Origin of the sequence: Vibrio maritimus, assembly GCF_021441885.1 — a bacterium.
Taxonomy (GTDB): Bacteria; Pseudomonadota; Gammaproteobacteria; order Enterobacterales; family Vibrionaceae; genus Vibrio; species Vibrio maritimus_B.
In genome coordinates this window covers 1,182,681-1,205,691 of sequence record NZ_CP090439.1, presented here as the reverse complement: position 1 = coordinate 1,205,691, position 23,011 = coordinate 1,182,681, and the positions used below count along the sequence as shown (strand labels likewise).

Annotated in this window: 22 protein-coding genes; 12 read left to right on the top strand and 10 right to left on the bottom strand. The window is 46.9% G+C overall.

The window, feature by feature from the left end; all coding sequences use genetic code 11:
• Positions 1-120: 120 nt before the first annotated feature.
• Positions 121-858: a FadR/GntR family transcriptional regulator gene (locus tag LY387_RS21840; RefSeq protein ID WP_234496311.1), complete on the bottom strand. Its 738-nt coding sequence runs from the start codon at positions 856-858 to the stop codon at positions 121-123.
• A gap of 206 nt (positions 859-1,064) precedes the next feature.
• On the opposite strand from LY387_RS21840, the gene LY387_RS21835 reads away from it, so the two are divergent.
• The 7 genes from LY387_RS21835 (at position 1,065) to LY387_RS21805 (ending at position 7,979) form a co-directional block, all read left to right on the top strand.
• Positions 1,065-2,303 (top strand): M20 family metallo-hydrolase, encoded by a 1,239-nt coding sequence (locus tag LY387_RS21835; protein ID WP_419153473.1) that lies wholly within the window; start codon positions 1,065-1,067, stop codon positions 2,301-2,303.
• A gap of 46 nt (positions 2,304-2,349) precedes the next feature.
• Positions 2,350-3,741, top strand: coding sequence for a YfcC family protein (locus tag LY387_RS21830; protein WP_234496309.1), 1,392 nt, complete (start codon positions 2,350-2,352; stop codon positions 3,739-3,741).
• Between the two features lie 37 nt (positions 3,742-3,778).
• Complete coding sequence (locus LY387_RS21825; RefSeq protein ID WP_234496308.1) at positions 3,779-4,492, top strand: DUF1028 domain-containing protein; 714 nt, start codon at positions 3,779-3,781, stop codon at positions 4,490-4,492.
• Positions 4,493-4,643: 151 nt separating this feature from the next.
• Positions 4,644-5,366 (top strand): amino acid ABC transporter ATP-binding protein, encoded by a 723-nt coding sequence (locus LY387_RS21820; RefSeq protein WP_234496307.1) that lies wholly within the window; start codon positions 4,644-4,646, stop codon positions 5,364-5,366.
• The gene (locus LY387_RS21815; protein ID WP_234496306.1) at positions 5,366-6,160 is read left to right on the top strand and encodes an amino acid ABC transporter permease; all 795 of its coding nucleotides are present in this window, start codon (positions 5,366-5,368) and stop codon (positions 6,158-6,160) included. Before LY387_RS21820 ends, LY387_RS21815 begins: the two co-directional genes overlap by 1 nt.
• A gap of 71 nt (positions 6,161-6,231) precedes the next feature.
• The gene (locus tag LY387_RS21810; protein WP_234496305.1) at positions 6,232-7,056 is read left to right on the top strand and encodes a transporter substrate-binding domain-containing protein; all 825 of its coding nucleotides are present in this window, start codon (positions 6,232-6,234) and stop codon (positions 7,054-7,056) included.
• 29 nt (positions 7,057-7,085) lie between these two features.
• The gene (locus LY387_RS21805; protein WP_234497823.1) at positions 7,086-7,979 is read left to right on the top strand and encodes an amino acid ABC transporter permease; all 894 of its coding nucleotides are present in this window, start codon (positions 7,086-7,088) and stop codon (positions 7,977-7,979) included.
• Positions 7,980-8,014: 35 nt separating this feature from the next.
• On the opposite strand, the gene cyoE is transcribed toward LY387_RS21805, so the two are convergent.
• The 4 genes from cyoE to LY387_RS21785 are packed head-to-tail and all read right to left on the bottom strand — an operon-like array spanning position 8,015 to position 11,467.
• Entirely contained in the window at positions 8,015-8,932 is a 918-nt protein-coding gene (gene cyoE / locus LY387_RS21800; protein WP_234496304.1) for a heme o synthase, read from the bottom strand.
• Positions 8,929-10,095, bottom strand: a complete 1,167-nt coding sequence (locus tag LY387_RS21795; RefSeq protein ID WP_234496303.1) for a COX15/CtaA family protein — start codon at positions 10,093-10,095, stop codon at positions 8,929-8,931. The genes cyoE and LY387_RS21795 overlap by 4 nt, the downstream gene beginning before the upstream one ends.
• Positions 10,096-10,138: 43 nt before the next feature.
• Entirely contained in the window at positions 10,139-10,723 is a 585-nt protein-coding gene (locus LY387_RS21790; RefSeq protein ID WP_234496302.1) for a hypothetical protein, read from the bottom strand.
• 3 nt (positions 10,724-10,726) lie between these two features.
• On the bottom strand, positions 10,727-11,467 hold the full coding sequence (locus tag LY387_RS21785; protein ID WP_234496301.1) for an SURF1 family protein: 741 nt from the start codon (positions 11,465-11,467) through the stop codon (positions 10,727-10,729).
• A gap of 94 nt (positions 11,468-11,561) precedes the next feature.
• On the opposite strand from LY387_RS21785, the gene LY387_RS21780 reads away from it, so the two are divergent.
• Complete coding sequence (locus LY387_RS21780; protein WP_042469869.1) at positions 11,562-11,786, top strand: DUF2909 family protein; 225 nt, start codon at positions 11,562-11,564, stop codon at positions 11,784-11,786.
• Positions 11,787-11,848: 62 nt separating this feature from the next.
• Here LY387_RS21780 and LY387_RS21775 read toward each other — a convergent pair whose 3' ends face one another.
• The 4 genes from LY387_RS21775 to coxB are packed head-to-tail and all read right to left on the bottom strand — an operon-like array spanning position 11,849 to position 16,182.
• A complete protein-coding gene (locus LY387_RS21775; RefSeq protein ID WP_234496300.1) occupies positions 11,849-12,730 on the bottom strand; it encodes a cytochrome c oxidase subunit 3 in 882 nt (293 codons plus the stop codon).
• Entirely contained in the window at positions 12,723-13,355 is a 633-nt protein-coding gene (locus LY387_RS21770; protein WP_234496299.1) for a cytochrome c oxidase assembly protein, read from the bottom strand. The genes LY387_RS21775 and LY387_RS21770 overlap by 8 nt, the downstream gene beginning before the upstream one ends.
• Before the next feature lie 14 nt (positions 13,356-13,369).
• Entirely contained in the window at positions 13,370-15,013 is a 1,644-nt protein-coding gene (gene ctaD, locus LY387_RS21765) for a cytochrome c oxidase subunit I (RefSeq protein WP_234497822.1), read from the bottom strand.
• Positions 15,013-16,182 (bottom strand): cytochrome c oxidase subunit II, encoded by a 1,170-nt coding sequence (coxB, locus tag LY387_RS21760; protein ID WP_419153458.1) that lies wholly within the window; start codon positions 16,180-16,182, stop codon positions 15,013-15,015. The genes ctaD and coxB overlap by 1 nt, the downstream gene beginning before the upstream one ends.
• A 568-nt stretch (positions 16,183-16,750) precedes the next feature.
• Here coxB and LY387_RS21755 point away from each other — a divergent pair.
• Positions 16,751-18,829, top strand: a complete 2,079-nt coding sequence (locus LY387_RS21755; RefSeq protein ID WP_234496298.1) for a DUF4962 domain-containing protein — start codon at positions 16,751-16,753, stop codon at positions 18,827-18,829.
• 69 nt (positions 18,830-18,898) lie between these two features.
• Here the strand turns inward: LY387_RS21755 and LY387_RS21750 are convergent, their stop codons facing one another.
• Positions 18,899-19,513, bottom strand: a complete 615-nt coding sequence (locus LY387_RS21750) for a fumarylacetoacetate hydrolase family protein (protein ID WP_042469866.1) — start codon at positions 19,511-19,513, stop codon at positions 18,899-18,901.
• Between the two features lie 249 nt (positions 19,514-19,762).
• Here LY387_RS21750 and hutC point away from each other — a divergent pair, with 249 nt between their 5' ends.
• From hutC to hutG, 3 genes are all read left to right on the top strand, one after another.
• Positions 19,763-20,473, top strand: a complete 711-nt coding sequence (hutC, locus tag LY387_RS21745) for a histidine utilization repressor (protein WP_234496297.1) — start codon at positions 19,763-19,765, stop codon at positions 20,471-20,473.
• A gap of 187 nt (positions 20,474-20,660) precedes the next feature.
• On the top strand, positions 20,661-21,893 hold the full coding sequence (gene hutI, locus LY387_RS21740) for an imidazolonepropionase (RefSeq protein WP_234496296.1): 1,233 nt from the start codon (positions 20,661-20,663) through the stop codon (positions 21,891-21,893).
• Entirely contained in the window at positions 21,877-22,914 is a 1,038-nt protein-coding gene (gene hutG, locus LY387_RS21735) for a formimidoylglutamase (protein ID WP_419153457.1), read from the top strand. Before hutI ends, hutG begins: the two co-directional genes overlap by 17 nt.
• Positions 22,915-23,011 lie beyond the last annotated feature (97 nt).

The window sequence follows — 23,011 nt, the reverse complement described above, 5'->3', positions numbered from 1 at the left end:
GCATGCCAATTTTTATCTATCTGATTTAAATGAGTTTAAACAATAAATTAACAACCAAATGAGTCATTTAGACTCACAAATAAAACCATTCATTTAACCACTATCGAGTCATGATGACTCTTATTCATCCAGGAAGCGGTTCTCCATTTCAACTTCCTGTACTTTCATTAACTTAAGTGCTGTCTTCATATGTTTTTGCATGACTCTGTATGCCATTTCCGAGTCACCCACTCGCAAAGCGTCTATCAATGCAACTTGGCTGTCTAAACCCGTCTTCCACAGATCGTAGTTTTCTGGTTCATAAAGCTTTCGATATATGGTCATATCCGACAACATCTGAGCAGTAAAACGAACCACGAGCTTGAGCAATTCATTCGACGAATAATCAGCCAAAATTCGGTGAAACTCAATCGAAGCTAGGTGGTGTTCCCTCTCTTCAAAGATATCTTTTGGTGGCTCAGCGTACTTGTTAGTCTGGTTTTTCAGTTGTTTCAATTGCGTTACTGACAATTTCCCAGCTAAGGAGGCTGCTAGTTGCGGTTCAAGTGCCAATCGAATCTGATATAGGTCATCAATCGAAGATTCTCTAAAAAACAGATAATTACTGAGTAACATATGTGCTTTGGATTCTGAAACTTCAGAAACAAAGACGCCTCCTTTGGGACCCGTTTTTGTCTGAAGTAACCCTTGAGCGTCCAACAGTCGCATTGCTTCACGCACCGTGCTTTTTGATGCATCAAACATTTCCATAACTTCTGCTTCATTAGGTAAACGATCACCCGGCTGAAGCTTCTGCTCCACAATCCACTTCTTTATTGAAGACGCAACATTCTCTGTACGTCGTTTTTTAACGGCCACGCGCCACCTCTGTTTACACGTTGTTTCATCTACTACCGTAACTGAAGATCTCTTTAGGGTGAAGTAGTTACGTACATAGCTCTTCACGAACAGCTTTCATTTTGCTCACAAAACCATCAGCATCATTTGCATTTATCATGATAAATGGTGTATTTTGCCAATTTATCATGATAAATAAGCAAACGCAGCATCATAAAACGGAAAAAATTATGACATTAACCTCGACTTCAACACTTGCTTGGGAATGGCTAGAACAACTCGCTCAATGTTCAGAAACTACTCATCCCGATACGGAGGGAGTAACACGCCTTTGCGCGACAAAAGAGCATCGTGACGCTCTAGAGCTACTTCGCGAATATATGCTTGAGTCTGGAATGTCTGTATCAATGGACAATGCTGCTAACCTGATTGGCCGTTACGCCAGTAACCAACCAAATGCTAAAACACTTATCTTCGGTTCACATCAAGACACCGTTCCTAACGGTGGCAAATACGACGGTATTCTTGGCGTTGTTGCACCGCTCGCGCTGATTCACTACTTCAACCAGAACAACATTACTTTTCCTTACCATATTGATGTCATCGCGTTTAGCGATGAAGAAGGAACGCGCTTTCAATCAACTCTGCTTGGCTCGAAAGCTATCTCAGGTATCTTCGATCCGGCGATGCTTGATGCTAAAGATGCTCAGCAGCTATCGCTGCATGACGCTTTGGTCGATTTTGGTTGCCAGCCAGAGCTCATTGAACGAGACGCTTACCTAGCGGATGACGTTCTTGGGTTTGTGGAGCTGCATATTGAGCAAGGTCCTCAGCTTGAGTCTGCTAAGTTGCCAGTAGGGGTTGTGTCAGCCATTACCGGGATCGAGCGCCATACCATCACGATACATGGAAAGGCCGGTCACGCAGGGACGGTACCGATGAACAATCGTCAAGACGCATTGGTAGGCGCCTCTCATGTGATTACTCTGTTTGATCGGTTATGTAAAAGCGATGAGGACCTTGTCGGTGTCATCGGCAAGATCGAAAACTTCCCTAACGGCGTCAACGTGATCCCTCAGCGCACCGATATCACAGTAGAACTTCGCTCACCAATTGACGCTAAACGTGTTCAAGCAAGAGAAACATTCCTAAAAGGCGTCGAACAAGCGCTAACAGCACTGAACCTGAGTTACGACCATAGCCAAACCTACGAGCAGCAAGCCGTTCAATGTTCGAAAGCGTTATCTTCCAAACTCGTAACTGCAATAGAAGCTTGTGGCATTGAAAGTAAGACTCTGTTTAGCGGTGCAGGTCATGACGGACTGGCTGTCAGTTCGCTGACCGATATCGCCATGCTGTTCATGCGATGTACCAATGGTATTAGTCACCATCCAGATGAAGCCATTCTGCCGGAGGATCTGGAAGCGTCGATTAAAGTACTAAAAGAATTCTGCCTAGCAATATAAAAACACTAAGAATATTCCTAGAATCAAATAATGGAGAATATTGGACATGGAAATGACCAATCAGATAAACACAACATCAAAGCGTCCCTGGTATAAGTCGATGCCAGATCCCATGGTACTGATCTTCGGTATCTTAGTCGCAACCTATTTACTGACTTTTGTCGTGCCATCTGGTGCGTTTGAAAGAGCGGTTGTCGACGGGCGAACTACCGTAATCCCTGAGTCGTTTACCTTGCTAGCCGACGCCCCATCAGTGCATGTTTTCGACATTTTCGTTGCGATTCCTAAGGGATTGATAAGCGCCGCCCCTTACCTATTTATCGTTTTCATCGCAGGTGGTTTGTTTCACATTCTTCAGCGTTCTGGTGCTCTAGAGAATGCAATCGGTGTAGCTGTTAATCGTGTTGGCGTACAAAACCGCAATCTAATCATCACGGTTGGCACTTTCATCTATGGATTCTTTGGCGTCGCTGTTGGATTTGAAAACAATATCGCCCTTGTTCCTGTTGCAGTGCTTATCTCCGCCGCAGTGGGTTACTCAAGCCTCGTTGGTACTGTGATGGCCGTCGGTGGCATAGGTATTGGTTTCGCATTATCACCAATTAACCCATACACCGTCGGTGTGGCTCAGGGTATTGCGGAGCTACCTACTTTCTCTGGCGCAGGTTTGCGCACCGCTTTGGTTCTCGCTTCTTTGGCACTGCTCTCACTCTTCATCTGTAAAAAAGTCACAAAGATGGACTTTGTCGAACAAGACGGGAACACAGGTCTTCAGAAAGATCTCAGCGAGTACACCATGAATCGCGAAAACAAGCTTACCCTGATAGCTTTTGTCGCGGGTCTTGGCGTGATGCTTTATGGCGTTTTTGCCAATGGTTGGTACATCAACGAGATTGCCGGTTTGTTCTTACTGATGGCAATCATCATTGGCGTTATTAACAAGATGAATGCTAACGAAATCGTTAAAGAGATGATGATCGGTGCGTCTGGTGTGACCGCTGGAGCGCTGGTTATTGGTGTCGCAGCTTCGATTCAAGTTATCCTAGATCAAGCGCAGATCATCGATACCATCGTTAATGCGCTTAGCTCTCTCATCCAAGACATGCCAATCGCTATCTCAGCCATCGTTGCGAGCGTAGTACAAGGTGTCATCAACCTTTTCGTTCCTTCTGGTTCAGGGCAAGCGATGGTGACAATGCCAATTTTAATACCAGTCGCAGACCTTGTAGGTATGAGCCGCCAATTGATGATCACGGCTTTCCAGGTAGGTGATGGTTTGACCAATCTTATCGTTCCAACATCAGGTGGCACGCTTGCGATGCTTGCGCTTGGCCGCGTCTCGTATGAGCAATGGCTCAAAGCCATCCTGCCATTTATGTTGATGGTGTACGCCCTTAGTTGGGTCGCCTTGTTCATCGGTCAAGTGATTGGCTATTAATATCAATATTGGGGGCTAGTCCCCCTATTTCTAAATTATGACTATATCCCTTTTACACTTTAATCCATCAACAGGTACCTCGGCTTCTATTACTGCAACGGGAGGCCCTGCGGTTGGTGGCTATGTGAACCACTCTTGGCGGTCGCTTGGTGGATGCGCAACACAAGGGCTCTTTACCAACCCTTGGTATGCAGACTTTGTCCAACAACAGTTAATGGATGGGCAGAACGCGGTGCAAATCGTTGATAAGCTCATTGCCTTAGATAGTGATCATGACAAGCGTCAATGTCTAATAATTGACAGCCAAGGACAATCAGCAGCGCTAAACGGTGGCGATAACATCCCCTATATTGGGAGCATGGCGTTTGACTCCGTCGCTGTCGCAGGCAATATGCTGGAAAATGCTGAGGTAATGACCGAGTTCGCCAGCGCTTTTTTAGCCAGTACTACAAATAATGGGACTGCTGTGCTTTCCAAAGGAGAGCGCCCCATATACAAACCTGACTATGAAGCCTTTCTGCCAGAGTCTCTGATTACCGCACTTGAAGCCGCATTAAATGCCGGGGGCGATAAACGAGGCACAGTGTCAGCCTCTTTGCGAGTGGAATATACTGACAAAGCACCTATCGACATCCGCGTTGATTGGGCGAAAGATAACCTTATTGAAGAGCTAAAGTTTGTGCTCGGAAAAGTCCGAGAGTCCAGCTTTCAAGCATTTCTTGATGGTGTACCTAACCGTATTGATATTTAACGCATTTTAGCCAGAAGCAACCTGTTGCTTCTGGCTTTTATCTCTAGCCCATTTCAACCCCGATAGTATCCACTTTCCTCATTCACTTTGCTTGTTATAGCCATGCGTAATTGCTAATGTAGACGTATATAACAAAAACAATGGGTTCCATGTGAACGCAGTACAGTTTAGCAACGTCAATAAGTGGTTTGGAGACTTCCAAGCCTTAAATTCTATCGAGCTTGAAGTAAAGCAGGGCGAAATCGTCGTCATTTGTGGTCCTTCGGGTTCTGGAAAATCGACACTCATTCGTTGTATCAACGGGTTGGAAGCCTATAACTCCGGTAATATTCAAGTGTTGGGGCACGGAGTTGGTTCCAAGCAGATCAAGCCTGGTCAAGTGGGTATGGTGTTTCAACACTTCAACTTATTTCCGCACCTCACGGTGCTCGAAAACCTCACACTCTCTCCAATCCGCACTCTCAAGCTCTCCAAACAAGACGCAGAGTCACGTGCAATGGAAATGCTAGAACGAGTGAAAATTGCTGAGCAAGCTAATAAGTACCCTTCTCAACTCTCTGGTGGCCAACAGCAGCGCGTTGCCATTGCACGTTCACTTTGCATGAAACCGGATATCTTACTGTTTGATGAACCGACATCGGCGCTGGATCCTGAGATGATCAGCGAGGTTCTTAACGTTATGGTTGAACTCGCAGAAGAAGGAATGACCATGCTGTGTGTGACCCATGAAATGGGCTTTGCAAAGCGCGTTGCTGATAGTGTGGTATTTATGGATGAGGGACAGATATTGGAATCCGCCCCCCCTAGTCAGATTTTCGACGCACCGCAGCACCCTCGCACTAAAGCCTTTTTGGAAAAGATCCTTAATCACTGATGCTATTTAGAATACTCAAGCCAGCATTATCGGCATTACTGCAAATCGCACTGGTGGCGTTAGCGCTAGCGTGGCTATTGGACAGCGGAGCCCAGGCAATGGGATATCGTTGGCAATGGGAGCGTGTGCCCGATTACATCGCCTTTTTTGAAGATGGTGAATGGTGGCCAGCGGAGCTTCTCGAAGGTTTGTTAGTTACGATAAAGATCAGTGCCTTGGCCCTGGTCTTTACTCTACTGTTTGGGCTTATCACCGCGCTTCTCAAAACGTCTAACTCTGTCGTTGGTCGTGGGATTGCGCACGCGTATGTCGAGGGAATAAGAAATACTCCACTGCTAGTGCAAATCTACCTGTTGTATTTTGTATTCGGTCCCATCATTGGGCTCGACCGATACTCAACGGCGGTGTTCGCTCTCGCGCTATTTCAGGGAGCTTATACCGCAGAAATACTCAGAGCGGGTTTAAATAGCGTTCCTAAAGGTCAGTTTGAGGCTTGTCGCTCAATAGGTTTATCCCGTTTCTATACTTATTTTGATGTCATTCTTCCGCAAGTGGTTCGTCGAACCTTGCCACCTTTGACCAACGAAGTGGTGTCACTCATCAAAAACTCGTCCATCGTGAGCGTGATGGCCATATTCGACCTCACAACAGAGGGACGAAACATCGTCGCCGAGACTGCAATGCCATTTGAAATTTGGTTCACGGTCGCGGCTATTTATCTGATACTAACTTTGACACTTTCTGGTTTCTCCGCGTGGCTTGAGTATCGCCTAAGTCAGGAGAAACGAGCCTAACACTAATCGACCAACGCATTCTAAACCGCTGTTATTTAACGTAACTGTATCTATCACCAAGGAGTCTAACTATGAAAGGGAAACTCAAGCACTTAGTCAAGGCCGCCACAACTGCTGCGATTGGCCTCGCAGTATCATTCGGTGTCACCGCTAGTGACACACCAAACCTAGATAAGATTAACGAACGAGGCACACTAAGAGTCGGCATGTCCACGTTCGTACCTTGGGCTATGCGAGACAAGCAAGGTGAGCTTGTAGGCTTCGAGATCGATGTTGCTAAGCGTCTAGCTGAGGATTCTGGCTGGAAAATAGAGTTCGTCCCAACCGCGTGGGACGGTATCATCCCTGCTCTGTTATCACAGAAATTCGATGTCATCATTGGTGGACTATCAATCACTCCAGAGCGCTCTAAAAGTGTGCTGTTTACCGAACCATACTCTCACTCAGGTGTGCAGGTTGCAGCGAGCAAAACCCTCGCCGGCGACTTTTCAAAGATTGAAGACTTCGACTCTCGCCGTGTGAAGATTGCTGCTCGCCGAGGTGCCTTTACGGTTCAGGTAGCACGCGAAACATTCCCTAAAGCGAAAGTACTTCAGTTTGATGATGACGCTCAAGCCTTCCAAGAGGTATTAAACGGCAACGCGCACGCGGTTATTGCATCAAGCCCGAAGCCTGAGCATGAAGCGATTAAACACTCAGATGCGCTGTTTATTCCATTCAGCGACCGTCTATCTAAAGGTAACGAAGCCTTCGCAGTAAGACTTGGTGAAGAAGATAAGAAAGCTTTCTTTGATAAGTGGATCCAAGCACGTACCGAAGATGGTTGGTTAAAAGAGCGCTATGAATACTGGTTCTCAACCCTAGATTGGCAAGACCAGATCGCTGGCGGACAATAGAACTTATGAGCAACACCAACTCAATGAAGATGAACAATAACGCAGTGCCTTCGCCAAAACAGATCAGCAAACGTTGGAGACCCACACTTCTCGACGGCGTCCTGATCATCGCTTTAATATGCGTTGCTGTATGGCTAGCCTACCGTTCATCGATCGGTATTAACTACCATTGGCGCTGGAGCCAAGCATTTGAGTTGGTGTTCACTCCCACCGCCAATGGCGGGTTACCTTATTTTGTTCAGGGCATCATCGCCACGATACGCCTAAGCGCATGGGGAATGGTGCTCGCGGTGACTCTCGGGACCGCGTTGGGTTTAGCAAAACACTCAGCTATCTCTGTTTTCAGTGTACCTGCCAATATATTTATTCAATTGGTCAGAAATATCCCGCCACTGGTATTTATCTTCATTTTCTATTTCTTTATCTCGAATCAGTTAATTCCATTACTAGGACTGAGTGATATCTTGAGAGGGTATACGGGTGAGATTTCTGCGTGGCAAGCCTTTCTGTTTGGACCAAGCTCATTGTGGGAAAACCTTCTTTCTGGCGTTATCTGTATCGGTCTGCTTTCATCTGCTTACGTTGCAGAAATTGTAAGAGCGGGGCTATCCGCCATTCCTAAGGGGCAATGGGAGGCAGGAAAATCATTAGGGTTATCGACTTGGTACCAGTATAAAGATGTCGTCGCTCCACAGGTCCTAACAGCCGTGGCACCGGCGCTCGCGGGACAAGCTATTTCTTTAGTAAAAGATACCTCTATCGTTTCGCTGATATCGATTCAAGAAGTGACGTTTGTCGGTACTGAAATGGCCAACTCTTCAGGACTTATTTTTGAAATCTGGCTTATCGTTGGCGCGTGTTACTTCCTATTGTGCCTTACCCTATCTTTGCTTTTTAGAAGGTTTGAGACTCAGCAAAGATAAGGTAAAACAATACGTTGGAACTGCTCTTTACATAACTAGATCGCCACGTAGTGATCAACAAGCAAGAGAACAAACAGCACCATCAAATGAATGATAGAGAACTTAAACGTCTCCATTGCCGTTTTCTCTGTCGCAGCCACTTTTAACTTCCAAGCGTAATAAATAAAGCCAGCGCTTAAGAAGGTAGATCCCGCCAGATAGACAAGCCCAGTCATGCCAACAAGTGCCGGCATCAAGCACACAAGTGCCAACAATATGGTATAAAGCAAGATTGAGGTTTTGGTGTATTCAACACCGTGTGTGACTGGCAGCATTGGAATATCCGCTTTGGCGTAGTCATCTTTACGGTGGATGGCCAGTGCCCAAAAGTGTGGCGGGGTCCAAATGAAGATGATCATCACCAATAGCCACGCATTCGCATGCAGCTCACCCGTGACTGCGGTCCAACCTAAGAGCGGTGGCATTGCCCCTGCTATGCCAGCGATCACAATGTTCTGTGGCGTCGCGCGCTTTAAATAAAGCGTGTATACAACGGCATAACCCAGCAAGCTCGCGAATGTGAGCCAAGCTGTCAGCCAATTTACCCCTAGCGCTAACACCACAAACCCAAGCACACCGATAGACGTCGCAAAAGCAAAGACTTTCCCGGCGCTGAGATCGCCAGAAGGCAGCGGTCGTTTATGCGTTCGAGCCATTATGGCGTCAATGCGTCTGTCAATAAGGTGATTGAATGCAGCAGCCGAACCCGCCATCAATGCAATACCAGATAGTCCAAGTACACTGGCTTGAACGGGCAGAGCTCCCGGTACCGCCAGACACATCCCAACCAGTGCTGTTAATATCATCAGCGCAACTACTTTTGGCTTGGTCAAGGTAAGATAAACGCGCCAGTTTACGGAGGACTTAACAACAGTGGTATTAGCCGTCGATGCCAAGATATTGGTTTTACTCATAGAGAACTCTCCTTGTCTCCAGATGCCTTAAGCGTTTTTATCGATGTCGTCGCTTCGACAATGGTTAGATTAGGTTTTTCAGCTCGAATATAACGCGCACTGCGCAGTGCATAATTAGTATGAATAAGACTGAGCAGCAATAGCGCTGCACCTAGGTTATGCAGCACAGCGACCGGAAGTGGTAAGTGGAACACCACATTACTGATACCAAGCGCTAATTGAATACCAAGAATGACCGCGACAACCATGCCCAACTTGCGAATCGCTTGGTAGGGGTAACGAAGTAGCCTAAATGCCAGCATGCCGACAATCAACGCCACAACGATGGCACCAATGCGATGAGTTACGTGAATCGTCATTCTTGCAGGATATTCCAATACCCCGAATTCGTAGTTATCAAAGCCAAAGTGAACGGGTGTAAACGCGGTTTTGAAGTCCAGATACTGTGTCCAGTTACCTTCACAAATAGGCAGCGCAGTACAGACAACAGCAGCATAATTAGAAGACGTCCAACCGCCTAGAATGATTTGACCAACCGTGACAACCAATGCCAAGAGTGCAAATGCCTTCAAACGAGAGCTAACGATATTTAGAGCGGTTGGTGAGATTGGTCTATCAACTACCTTAGGCTCAAACGACTTACTCGTGTTCTCCAAACTCTCTTCTGGTGTATTCTGTCGTCTTATTTCCAATTTAGGTCTTAGCTTCAGATAAGTGAAAAACAGGAGCGAAAACATGGTAAAGCCGCCAATGAGGTGTCCCATAACAACAATTGGCATCAGTTTAAGAGTCACTGTCCACATACCGAGCGCTGCTTGAAAGATAATCACCAGAGAGAGCGCGACGGGTAGCAGCGTTCCTAACTTGTCACGACGCTTAGTTAAAGCGATGCCCGTAATAGCAAACACCATCAACCCTAGGCCACCTGCAAGATAGCGATGAATCATTTCAAGCCAAGCTTTATAAGGTTCTACCGCACGCTCTGGATACAAAGTATTGGCAACTTCTACATCCACTTTGGAGCTCGGTACAGTCAGCTTGCCGTAGCACCCTGGCCAATCAGGGCAACCAAGCCCAGCATCTGCCAAACGTGTGTACGCTCCCATGGCAATGACCACAACGGTCAAAACGAGTGCTGCTTTAACTAAGTTCATCAATCCCATAGCGACTCCTTGCTCTGCCTACCGATTCTGCTCTGTTTACTGATCACCCAACTCTTGAAAGCTTCAACAGCTTTCTTAGGTCGGAGAGTAGTCCTTTACTGTGCGATACCTGCTCTTCTTTGGTAGCGGGAGGGAAAAACATCACCAACTGACCCAACGTGTCTGCAATAAGATAGCCCTGCGATGGCACCGCGCCCTTAAACGCATCGTTAACAGTTACCACAGTGAGTGTCTCTGGAAGTTCTGGCAGTGCTTGTCCAGGGAGAACATATACAACGGGTGTCACGCGCTCTTTATACTTGCCTAAAGCGAGGTAGGTCTGCCCCATGATGTAAAGTCGGTTCATACAAGCTTCATCACACGCGGCCGGTAGCATAAAACCTAGCTGCCAACTTTGGCTCTGCAGTGGATTATCAAGGCCAAGGGTTTCAAACGTCATTCGAGGCTCAATGAGCTGACCGTGATTGGTCACGCCCGACTCATACCAGTTGTTGCTCAAAATGGCTTTGGCAATAATGAAAGGTAATGCAAAAAACACCACCAGAGCTATCAAGGTTAAGCGGCCACGTCGCACTGTTTTGGGGTCAACGACGGGCTTGCTGGTCTCCATACCTAGGTTACTACTCATACTTCACCCTCTATTTCCATTTTTTACACGACCTGAAGTGCTGCGCCATTTAACAAAAGCGACCATAACAACTAGCGCAAATACTGCAGCCATCGTGAACCATTGAAACGAATAGCCATAATGCTTTGCCGAGTTCATAGAGATTGGCTTCCAAGGGTGCGGGTAATCGGTCAAATTGTCAGTTGGTTGGATAACCCAAGCTGATAACTCTCCTCCGATTGCTTCTACATCAGCACCTCTCAACCCCTGCTCGCCACGCAACGCTTCACCCAGCAATACCAAATTAAGGTTTTGAATCCGATATAACGAATAGTGTTCGTCAGCAAACCGCTCACTGTGCAACTCACTGCCAAGCGGGCTATCCATCTTCTTATAGAGTCGCCCTTGAACATCGACTGGCTGTGATATTGGTGCCACCGCTGGTAAGTAACGTCTGTCTAATCCACCAGCAATGAAGCCCAGCTCTACCAAAAACCGTTGATTTTGTTGTGACGGAGCAATCATCAATTGATAAACGAGATAGCCCACTACGCCATCTAGAGTTTGATTGTCGAGATAATATAGATAAGGACTAGGCACCAAGTAAGCACTTACTGGCAAACCTATCCATTTCAGATAGTTATGCTCACTCTGCTTCGCAAGAGGTAGAGAGAGTGAAGTAATCTCTTCGGCAGGTAACAAAGCACGCTGCGCTAACGTTTCTTCCAACGCCACTTTTTCATCACCGCGTTGATGTTGCCACATTCCTAATTTGACCAATGCTGAAAACACAACCAAAGTTAAAGCTAAACCAATCCAAAACTTCACGGTTTTGAACCAGATAACGCGAGGAGTACCAATGTCGCCCACACTGTTATTTAAGATTGCTTTAGTACTACTGTTACTCTTCATCATCTTTAACTTAGCGCTTGCCCTAATTCGAATGGTGCGCGACGACCCTGATTCGGATAAACCCATGAGTTATTATTTGGGCCGTCGTGTTCTGTTCTCCGCGATTGTCATTATTCTTCTCATCATCGCGCTTCAAAGTGGTTTGTTAACGCCTAACCCCCGTCCTTACTAGCTAAAATCTTTAACTAACTAAAGTCTCAGCCCTGCGAAATACCATTCGCAAGGCTCCCATATCTATAAGACGTACACAAAAACAAATAGACACAACCACACCACATCGACAAAGTGCCAATACCAACTGCCCGCTTGGAACCCAAAGTGGTCTTTAGGGGTGAAGTGGTCTTTCGCTATTCGGAATAGAAGGACGATTAAGAACACTGTCCCGATAAATACATGAAGACCATGGAAGCCAGTGAGCATGAAGAAGGTATTGCCGTAGATACCCGATTGGAGGGTTAATCCCATATCCTGATAAGCATGAGCGTATTCGACAGCTTGGTAATATAAGAAAAACGCAGCCAAGACGATGGTGATCTCTAGCCATACAATGAGCGCGGTACGCTTGTTTTTCTCAAGGCTGACGTGCGCCATATGCAGGGTAATCGACGATAGCAGCAGGATGACGGTGTTCTGTAGTGGTAACCCCGTCCATGGCATCGCTTCTGTGGTGGTGCCGCCTGGAGTTGTAGTGAGCGGCCAAATCGCCTCAAATGCCGGCCACAACACCTCATGAGTCATGGCATTATTGTCTGCGCCGCCTAACCAAGGGACTGATATCATTCTTGCGTAGAACAGAGCACCAAAGAACGCACCAAAAAACATCACTTCAGAGAAGATAAACCAGCTCATGCCTTGCTTAAATGAGCGCGACAGCTGAGCAGAATAAAGCCCAGACATGGATTCAGAGATAACATTACTCATCCACCCAGAAAACATGTAGATAAGTACCGCCACGCCAAGCGCTAATACGATACCCCCAATGACGCTGCCTGCACCGCCGGTATCAAGATGTTGAACGGTTAGTCCCGCCCCAACTGCAACAAAAAACAGCGCTACGGCTCCAACAATGGGCCAACTGCTCTGCGCCGGAACATAATAAGTTTGAGTCTTACTCATAGCTTATCTCCGATGTTGATAGATTCAGTGCGTCGTTACCGCTGTCGACCTGTGCACGAGAAATATCGAGAGTGGCACCTTGGGTCGCTGCACTGCTCGTAATGTTATAAAGGGTGTAAGAGAGGGTCAGAGTATGAATTGACTCTGGAATGTCTGGCTCGATATAAAAGATGAGTGGCATTTCGGCTTCGCCTTTGCCCTCTAACGGCTGATGGTTAAAGCAAAAGCACTCTATTTTATTGAAATATGTCGCGCCGGTACCCGGTGATACAGATGGCACCGCCTGCCCTATTAATGATTGATTAGATTGGTTCTTAGCCAGATAGGCTGTTTGAATGACTTCACCGGGGTGTACGTCCAAAGAGAGTTTCTCTGGTTTAAACGCCCAAGGCATATCAGGATTAACATGCGCCATAAACTCAACACGAATAGTGCGTGAGATGTCGGCTCGCATGCCTACAGGCTGAACAGCAGATTCGGTATTGGTTTTGCCGTTAATACCAAGCGCCTCACACATAATGTCGTAAAGAGGCACCAAAGCGAAACCAAAGCCAAACATCGCAACTACGGCAACACCCAGCCAGCCCACCAGTTTTCTGTTTGATTTTTTAGTTTCGCTATCCATCGCAATCCACCTTATTAATCAATCTTTGGTGGTGTGGTGAAGGTATGATGAGGTGCAGGGCTCGGTACTGTCCACTCTAAGCCTTCTGCACGTTCCCAAGGTTTCGCTTCAGCCTTCTGACCACCTTTGATGCACTTGATAACCAACCAAAGAAAGATAAGCTGCGACAAACCAAACGCAAACCCGCCAATAGAGACGATCTGGTTAACATCTGCAAACTGAATCGCGTAGTCTGGAATTCGACGAGGCATGCCAGCCAAGCCTAAGAAGTGCATAGGGAAGAACAGCACATTCACCGAGATAACTGAGCACCAGAAATGCCACAAACTGAGTTTGTGGTCATACATGTTCCCCGTCCACTTAGGCAGCCAATAGTAGGCAGCAGCCATGATGGAGAATACGGCACCAGATACCAACACATAATGGAAGTGCGCGACAACAAAGTAAGTATCATGGTACTGGAAGTCAGCTGGCACTATCGCCAACATCAAACCCGAGAATCCACCTATGGTGAACAGTACAATAAAGGCGATGGCAAACAGCATCGGCGTTTCAAACGTTAATGCCCCGCGCCACATGGTTGCCACCCAGTTAAACACCTTCACGCCCGTTGGTACGGCTATGAGCATGGTGCAATACATGAAGAAGAGCTCAGCAAACACCGGCATTCCAGTCGTGAACATATGGTGTGCCCAAACCAAGAAAGAGAGCAAGGCGATACTGCATGTCGCGTACACCATTGAGTGATAGCCGAACAACTTCTTGCCACTAAATGCCGGTACAATCGCAGAGATGATGCCAAAGGATGGCAAAATCATGATGTACACCTCAGGGTGTCCGAAGAACCAGAAGATATGCTGGAACATGACTGGGTCACCACCACCAGCGGCGTCGAAGAAGCTGGTACCAAAGTACTTGTCGGTCAGCACCATGGTCACAGCCCCAGCAAGTACCGGCATTACCGCAATCAGTAGGAATGCCGTAATTAACCACGTCCACACAAACAGAGGCATTTTCATCAATGTCATGCCTGGTGCTCGCATGTTGAAAATGGTCACGATCACATTAATCGCCCCCATGATCGAACTGATACCCATGATATGAACCGAGAATACAAACAGCGCCGTGCTATCTGGTGCGTAGGTAGTTGAAAGCGGTGCATAGAAGGTCCATCCAAAGTTCGGACCACCGCCAGGCATAAACAGTGAAGCAATCAGAATGAGAAACGCAAAAGGCAAGATCCAGAAACTTAGGTTGTTCATGCGCGGCAGCGCCATATCCGGCGCACCAATCATTAGCGGTACCATCCAGTTGGCTAAGCCGGTAAACGCAGGCATCACCGCTCCAAATACCATGATGAGACCATGTACCGTCGTCATCTGATTAAAGAAGTTCGGCTCTACAAGCTGCAAACCAGGCTGGAACAATTCGGCGCGAATGACCATCGCCATGGCTCCGCCGGTCAAGAACATAATAAAGCTGAACCAGAGGTAGAGGGTTCCTATATCCTTGTGACTGGTGGAGTATACCCAGCGCTGCCAACCTGAAGGCGCGTGATCATGATGATCGTCTTCTAAGACTGCCGTGCTGTTTGCGCGGCTCATGTCAGCATCAGTCACCGCGGATGCTTTCACTTTTTCCATTGGATCCGTTTTCATCATAACTCCTTGGAGCTAGGCTCCGCTTCCTGAGTTTTGTACGCATTGATGTCTGAGGCTTGAATTACATCTCCGGTGTTATTACCCCAAGCGTTACGCTGATAGGTAATAACAGCTGCGATCTCTTTATCGGTTAGCTGATTGGCGAACGACTGCATCGCTGTACCCGACACACCATCGACAATCTTGCTGATGTGTGTATCAATAGGACCCGTCGTCGCCACTTCGGCCCCTGCAATAGCAGGGAACGCACCGGGAAGACCTTGTCCGTTCGCTTGGTGACAAACAGAGCAGCGACTTGCATAAATGCTTTCGCCTGTGGTCAAAAGCTCTTCAATAGACAGCGTCGCATCCAACGCTTTGGCCGCTTCGGCTTTGGCTAGCGCCATTTCTTCTCGTTTGCCAGCCAACCATACGTCGTAATCCGCTTGTGTCATGGCTTGAACAACAATGGGCATAAAGCCGTGCGCTTTACCGCAAAGCTCGGCACATTGACCTCGATACACACCTGGCTCATCGATTTTGGTCCAAGCTTCATTAATAAAGCCTGGGATGGTGTCCTTCTTGACCGCAAAGTCAGGCACCCACCATGAGTGGATAACGTCATCGGACGTCATTAAGAAACGGATCTTTTTATCGATGGGCACAACCAGCGGGTTATCCACTTCAAGCAGATAGTGCGCCCCCTTCTCTTCTATCCCATCGATCTGTTTTTGCGAGGTCGACATCAACGAGAAAAATTCAACGTCTTCGCCAAAGTATGCGTAATGCCACTTCCACTGCGAACCGGTAATTTTGATCGTGATATCTGATTGAGAGGTATCTTCCATCGCCACTAAGGTTTTGGTCGCAGGAATCGCCATCAATACCAAGATGATGATGGGTATCACGGTCCAAACAACTTCGACTTTAGTACTCTCGTGGAAATTCGCAGGCACAGCACCTTTGGACTTTCTGTGTTTGAAAATGGAGTAAAACATCACCCCAAACACCACAAAGGCTATTGCACAGCAAATGTAAAAGATGAGCATATGCAGGTCATAGACTTGGTTACTGATATCAGTAACACCCCGAGTTAAGTTGTAGTTACTCGACTCGGCGAGGAGAGGTTGGCTGACAAGCGCAGTCGCCAAACCAATCCCAACGTGAATGGTCAGCAATCTCTTCAAAAGATTTCTCCTTTGCCTAGCCACGCCGTTTTTGACGTGGTTCCCCTATGACTTGTACCAAGCACGTCCAGAGAGTGATCAAACAATCTAGGATGGGACAAGTCCGTAATCAAAACCCAACAAGCTGTGATTCGACGACGGTATACGAAGACCAACTAGGTTTTTTCGACCCTTCACTGGGTCTCAAAAAGTAATGCCAAACTGCACAAGTAAACGGTCAAGACGAAAACTTAACCACTTACTTATTGAGTCCGGTATCAATAAAATACAACCAGAAACAAATTGTTATATTTTTGTTAACTAAAGGCTAGTTAGAGATTTCCAGATCTGCAAGGATAAAAATAATCGGAGACTTTTTGTGATAACGGCTTATCGAACACTCTAAAGATTTTGACAAAATGCTAAGTTAGGTTTCTTGTTACAAGTCGATAACGCGACCAAATTTCGTCATTGGTTACACTTCACAAAAACGTAAGAGAATGCGTAGAAGTATTTTATTATTGTATGACAATATGTCATATTATCTGCAATTCCTTTTCGACACATTTGTATCTACAAGAGAGTTCGTATGAGTAACGAGAAATCATTCGACGCAATCAAGAAGATGAAGCTGGAGAACGATACTTCAGCTGGTAACTTGGTTGACCTACTTCCTATCGAAGTTCAAAAGAGAGACTTTGACCTTTCTTTCCTAGACAACCTTTCTGAGGCTCGTCCTCGCCTACTTATCCAATCTGAAGAATTGGCTGAATTCAAAGCTAAGGTTAAAGAAGATGAGTCTTACTGCATGTTCGACGACTTCTTCAATAACTCAACGAAGAAGTTCCTAGACACTGCACCATACGCAGAGCCACAGCCATACCCAGAAGAAACAGTAGGTAAAGCCTCTCTATGGCGTCCTTACTGGCGTCAAATGTACGTTGATTGCCAAATGGCACTTAACGCAACTCGTAACTTGTCTATCGCAGGTATCGTGAAAGAGGACGAAGCGCTAATCGCAAAAGCAAAAGCGTGGACACTTCAACTCGCGACTTACGATCCAGACGGCGTAACATCTCGCGGCTACAACGATGAAGCGGCGTTCCGCGTTATCGCAGCAATGGCTTGGGGCTATGACTGGCTACACGCTCACTTCACAGAAGAAGAGCGCGAAATCGTACGTGAAGCACTAGTGACTCGCCTAGACGAAATCATGCATCACCTAAAAGTGACGGTCGACCTATTGGCTAACCCACTTAACAGCCACGGTGTTCGTTCAATCTCGTCTGCTATCATTCCGACGTGTATTGCGCTTTATCACGACCACCCTAAAGCAGGCGAATACATCGCTTACGCTCTAGAATACTACGCAGTTCACTACCCACCATGGGGCGGCGAAGACGGCGGTTGGGCTGAAGGTCCTGACTACTGGAACACGCAAACCGCATTCCTAGGTGAAGCTTTCGACCTATTGAAAGCGTACACTGGCGTGAATATGTTCAACAAAACGTTCTACGAGAACACAGGTGACTTCCCGCTATACTGCATGCCTGTTCACTCGAAGCGCGCAAGTTTCTGTGACCAGTCATCTATCGGTGACTTCCCGGGTCTTAAACTGGCATACAACATCAAGCATTACGCAGGTGTAAACCAGAAGCCAGAGTACGTTTGGTACTACAACCAACTTAAAGGTCGTGATACTGAAGCACACACTAAATTCTACAACTTCGGTTGGTGGGACTTCGGCTACGACGATCTTCGCTTCAACATCCTATGGGATGCACCAGAAGAGCAAGCTCCGTCTAACGATCCACTTCTAAAAGTGTTCCCAATTACAGGTTGGGCTGCGTTCCACAACCGTATGACTGAGCGCGATGAGCACATCCACATGGTGTTCAAGTGCAGCCCGTTTGGCTCAATCAGCCACTCGCACGGTGACCAAAACGCATTCACACTGCATGCATTTGGTGAAACTTTGGCATCTATCACTGGTTACTACGGTGGCTTCGGCGTAGACATGCACACTAAGTGGCGTCGTCACACGTTCTCTAAGAACCTTCCACTATTTAATGGTAAAGGTCAGTACGGTGAGAACAAGAACACGAACTTCGAAGGTCACCAAGATCGCTTCTGTATCGAAGCAGGTGGTCAAATCACTGATTACGATACAGATTCTGATGTTAAGTTCGTTGAAGGTGATGCAACAGCCTCATACAAGTTCTTCACGCCAGACATTGAGTCTTACAAGCGTAAGATCTGGTTTGTAAAAGGCAAAGTGTTCGTAATGCAAGACAAAGCGAGCTTCGCTGAAGAAAAAGACCTGACTTGGCTAATGCACACAACGTTCAACACAGAGACAGCTGATAAGTCATTCGCTATCCGTGGTGAGAATGCACACCTAGACGTGAGCTTCATCAACGACAGCGCTGACAACATCACATCTGTGAAAAATGTTGAAGGCTTTGGTGACGTAGACCCATACGAGTACCAAGACCTAGAAATCCACCGTCACGTTGAAGTGGAATTCTCTGCAGCTAAGCAGCACAACGTTCTAACGCTATTGGTTCCAAACAAGAACAACGGCGAGCAAGTTGAAGTGTCTCATAAAGTTGAAGGCAACACGCTTCTTCTGACTGTAGACGGCGAAACAGTGACTATCGAGCTGTAATCGCATTCACACACAAACACCCCGCAATTCGCGGGGTGTTTTTATTTCTGGCGTTGTCTAAATCGTTAATTAAACCGCGACCCATTCAACCTCAATAATCGCCTTACCGTCATGCTTAATGCGGCCAAGGAATCGGTCACCCGCAACAATCTCTCCCACACCCTGTGGTGTACCCGTCATAACCACGTCCCCGTCCTCTAGACTCGTGTAGGAGTTAAGCTCTTGCAAGATGACTTGTGGCTTGTAAAGCATTTGAGGCGTGCCGCCGAGCTGCATACGCATACTGTTGATAAAAAGCTCCACCTCTAATTTACTCACATCTAAGCCTTCAAGAGGGATAAATCGACTGAACTTGGCAGAGTGGTCGAACGCTTTCGCACGCTCCCATGGCAGTCCTTTGCCTTTGAGCTTAGATTGCAGAGCACGCTTAGTAAGATCTAAACCAAAACCGACGGCATGCAACTGCTTATCTTTGATAATAAAGCAGATTTCCGCCTCGTAGTGGAGAGGTTCATCGAGAAAAGAGTGCAACTCGGTCGCTATGCTTGAGTTAGGCTTATTGAAGACCACCATGTTTTCCGGCACTTCATTACCCAGTTCATGGATGTGTTCGACGTAGTTACGCCCCACACATAGAATCTTGGATGGATAAAACTTTGTTTCTCCGACGACGACCGCTTTCATTTCTTTTCCCTGAATACCACCACTTAACCTGAACCGTTTATTTTAACGGAAGATAAGTGACAGACTTATGATTTAGAAGAAAAAAGTTCAAACTTGAGGTAAAGATCTGCTTTTGCTTACCCTAACCTGAAGCCATCCATCTGACGGGGATTTAAGGCGTCAATTGCAAATCAATCGATCGAACACCTTGCATTTTCCAACAATTTCCATAACCATTTGTATATTCAAATTGTAAAGCTTGAGCGATTGATGCCTGCAGAACCACTCTATATCCAGATAAAACAGTATATTGAAGACAAGATCGACCAAGGCCATTGGGGAATTGGAGAGCGTATTTCGACAGAAATGGAGCTCACTGAGCAGTTCGATGTCAGCCGTATGACGGTTAACAAAGCGATTCGAGACTTGGTGGGTGAAGGCAAACTTGAAAGGCGTCCACGTCTTGGCACCTTTGTGACACGGCCAGTTGAGAAGGCTCAATCACCGCTACTTGATACAAGAAATATCGCGAACGAAGTCGCATCACGTGGCAAACTATACTCCAGTGAAGTACTCCGTCACGAGGCAACACAAGCAGATCAGCACATCGCCACCAAACTTGGCGTAATGTTGGGGAGCTCAGTGTATTACAGCGAAATCCTTCACAAAGAAAACGAGCTACCCATACAGCTTGAGTGCCGCTGGGTGAACGCTAAATACGCGCCACATTATCATCAGCAAGACTTCACAAAAACGACACCAAATGAGTATCTTACTGCTAACTGCCCTATGACGGCAGTCGAGCATACAGTTGAGGCGATCACCTGTAGCGATCAACTGAGCTCACTGCTGGAAATGAATCCCTCTGAGCCATGCTTGCTTCTTCATCGACGCACTTGGAGTGAAGATAAATTGATTAGTTCAGCACTGCTTTATCATCCAGGCAGCCGCTACCAGCTAAGCTCTAAAGTCGAACTCTAAAATCACCAACAACCTCTATCATTAGAATCACTTCGCTAGCCTTTTTAAACAAAGCGTTAGCGATGATCCATGCGTCTTCCCCATCCCAATTAATTTCAAACTTGATCACATTTCGTTCAACCTCACTTGATCAATTGTATATATTCATCTATTAATTTGTATATACAATAACTACTCAACGCACACTATGAATCTGATCCTTACCAACGCGCGCATTGTTACAATGGAGCCGGGTACTGATGGTTACCTCCCATCAAAACCGTGCACGCTGGTTATCCGTGGCGGATACATTAACGCGATCCTCCAAAACGAAAACGAGCTTGACGCCTTACACAGGGACATCACTGATGATGTTCCCGTATTCGATTGCAAAGACAAAATCATCACCCCAGGACTGATTGACCCTCACACCCACTTGATCTTTGCTGGTAGCCGAGCGCAGGAGTTTGAGAACCGCTTGAACGGCATGTCATATGAAGCAATTGCCAAAAGCGGTGGTGGTATAAACAGTACTGTTCAAGCCACCCGCGAAGCGTCTATCGAGGAGCTTGTTGAGCTCGCATTACCAAGACTCGATAGCCTAATCCGCAGTGGGTGTACCACAATCGAAGTTAAATCTGGTTATGGTCTGACGCTCGACGATGAAGTGAAGATGTTGCTAGCCGCCAAAGCGCTTGAAAACCATCGCAGAATTAATATCACCACCACCCTACTCGCCGCACACACCGTGCCGCCCGAGTTTCATGGTCGTGCTGATGACTACATCGACTATGTCACTGGCACTATTATTCCCCACGTGGCAAAACACCAACTTGCTGACGCTGTTGATGTTTTTTGTGAATCGGTTGGCTTTACGCTCGAGCAAACCAAGCGAGTTTTCCTAGCAGCCAAGGAGCACGGGCTCGCCATTAAAGGGCACACCGAGCAACTGAGTAACCTCGGTGGAAGCGCCCTAGCCGCTGAGTTCAAAGCGCTATCCGTCGATCATATTGAATATCTAGACGATGTTGGCGTTAGAGCACTGGCAAGCAATGGGACCGTCGCAACTTTGTTGCCGGGAGCGTTTTACTTCTTGCGAGAAACCCAGCAACCACCAATACAAAGCCTAAGAACCCAAAGCGTTCCAATGGCAATTGGCAGCGATTTGAATCCGGGTACTTCCCCTTTTGCCAACCTTCAATTGATGATGAATATGGCTTGTACTCTGTTCCGGTTAACACCAGAAGAGAGCCTTCGTGGAGTCACGTGCCACGCCGCAAAAGCCATCGGGCAAGACCAGCATATTGGGCAAATCAAGCTAGGCTATCGCGCTGATTTGGCAGTATGGAACATCGACCATCCGAGTGAGCTTAGCTATCAGTTTGGCATGAGCGGACTTAGCAAACGAATCATTGCAGGGAGTGTTGAAGATGTCCTCTAAACACCACACCCCATTTGTCTGGACTGGTCGCGACGATCTCGAGGACGGCGATAAGCGCTATCGAGTTCATCATAAGATCCAAACCACTCAAGACGCTCAAAGACAACGCCTACAATTAATGGGCTTTTGTACTGATGAGGGAGTAAAACGCAACAAAGGACGAGTTGGTGCTCAGCAAGGTCCAGATGTTATTCGTGCTGCCTTGGCAAATTTGGCATGGCATCAAGACAAAGCGATTGTCGATATAGGCAATGTAAGCTGCCCTGATAGCAAGTTGGAACAGCATCAAGCAGCAGCTTCAGAAAAAATCACTCAACACCTTTACAATGGCCCTATTGTTATATTGGGCGGTGGTCATGAGATTGCATGGTCTTCTTTTAAAGGACTGTCCGACTATTTATCGGGGGCGAACAGCGAATCAGATGAAAAACCGAGTATTGGCATTATCAATTTCGACGCCCATTTTGACCTCAGAGAATACCAATCAAAAGATGGGGCGTTAAAAGACATCGAACTTAAGCCAAGTTCCGGTACGCCCTTCTCTCAAATCGCCGACTATTGCCAAGCCAAGGGGCACCCGTTTCACTATCTCTGCTTAGGAGTGAGTGAAACGGGCAATACAAGAGCCCTGTTCGACAAAGCCGATGACTTGCGAGTTCACTACATCAGAGACACCGAGCTCTTTGATACACCACTGCACGACAATATCGCCAAATTGCAACGCTTTATCGCCAATGTCGATATCGTTTATCTAACGATTGATCTTGATGTCTTTAATGCCAGCCTAGCACCTGGAGTCAGTGCACCCGCCGCATTTGGAATGACGCTCGAGCAGTTTATCCCGCTGCTCAACACCGTTCTTTCGAGCAATAAGCTCATGCTTGCTGACATCGCTGAATATAACCCGAATTACGACATTGATAACCAAACGGCCAAGCTCGCAGCAAGAGTGTGCTGGCAAATAATGGTAGCGATGTCTAACCAAACTATTCAAACAAGTATGCACACACAACAGCAGTAATCGCTAACCAATAACGTAAACACTCTCTGCCCACGTTCACAACAAAGCCGCTACCACAATAAAAGCGTCAAGTAAGGCAGAGTTCAAAAGGAAATGA

Bases quoted from the DNA above. Each gene is read 5' to 3' on its own strand.
- LY387_RS21830 (WP_234496309.1), top strand. From the start codon at position 2,350: ATGGAAATGACCAATCAGATAAACACAACATCAAAGCGTCCCTGGTAT.
- LY387_RS21825 (WP_234496308.1), top strand. From the start codon at position 3,779: ATGACTATATCCCTTTTACACTTTAATCCATCAACAGGTACCTCGGCT.
- LY387_RS21815 (WP_234496306.1), top strand. From the start codon at position 5,366: ATGCTATTTAGAATACTCAAGCCAGCATTATCGGCATTACTGCAAATC.
- LY387_RS21810 (WP_234496305.1), top strand. From the start codon at position 6,232: ATGAAAGGGAAACTCAAGCACTTAGTCAAGGCCGCCACAACTGCTGCG.
- LY387_RS21805 (WP_234497823.1), top strand. From the start codon at position 7,086: ATGAACAATAACGCAGTGCCTTCGCCAAAACAGATCAGCAAACGTTGG.
- cyoE (WP_234496304.1), bottom strand. From the start codon at position 8,932: ATGAGTAAAACCAATATCTTGGCATCGACGGCTAATACCACTGTTGTT.
- LY387_RS21795 (WP_234496303.1), bottom strand. From the start codon at position 10,095: ATGGGATTGATGAACTTAGTTAAAGCAGCACTCGTTTTGACCGTTGTG.
- LY387_RS21790 (WP_234496302.1), bottom strand. From the start codon at position 10,723: ATGAGTAGTAACCTAGGTATGGAGACCAGCAAGCCCGTCGTTGACCCC.
- LY387_RS21785 (WP_234496301.1), bottom strand. From the start codon at position 11,467: ATGTGGCAACATCAACGCGGTGATGAAAAAGTGGCGTTGGAAGAAACG.
- LY387_RS21780 (WP_042469869.1), top strand. From the start codon at position 11,562: ATGTCGCCCACACTGTTATTTAAGATTGCTTTAGTACTACTGTTACTC.
- LY387_RS21775 (WP_234496300.1), bottom strand. From the start codon at position 12,730: ATGAGTAAGACTCAAACTTATTATGTTCCGGCGCAGAGCAGTTGGCCC.
- LY387_RS21770 (WP_234496299.1), bottom strand. From the start codon at position 13,355: ATGGATAGCGAAACTAAAAAATCAAACAGAAAACTGGTGGGCTGGCTG.
- ctaD (WP_234497822.1), bottom strand. From the start codon at position 15,013: ATGAAAACGGATCCAATGGAAAAAGTGAAAGCATCCGCGGTGACTGAT.
- LY387_RS21755 (WP_234496298.1), top strand. From the start codon at position 16,751: ATGAGTAACGAGAAATCATTCGACGCAATCAAGAAGATGAAGCTGGAG.
- LY387_RS21750 (WP_042469866.1), bottom strand. From the start codon at position 19,513: ATGAAAGCGGTCGTCGTCGGAGAAACAAAGTTTTATCCATCCAAGATT.
- hutC (WP_234496297.1), top strand. From the start codon at position 19,763: ATGCCTGCAGAACCACTCTATATCCAGATAAAACAGTATATTGAAGAC.
- hutI (WP_234496296.1), top strand. From the start codon at position 20,661: ATGAATCTGATCCTTACCAACGCGCGCATTGTTACAATGGAGCCGGGT.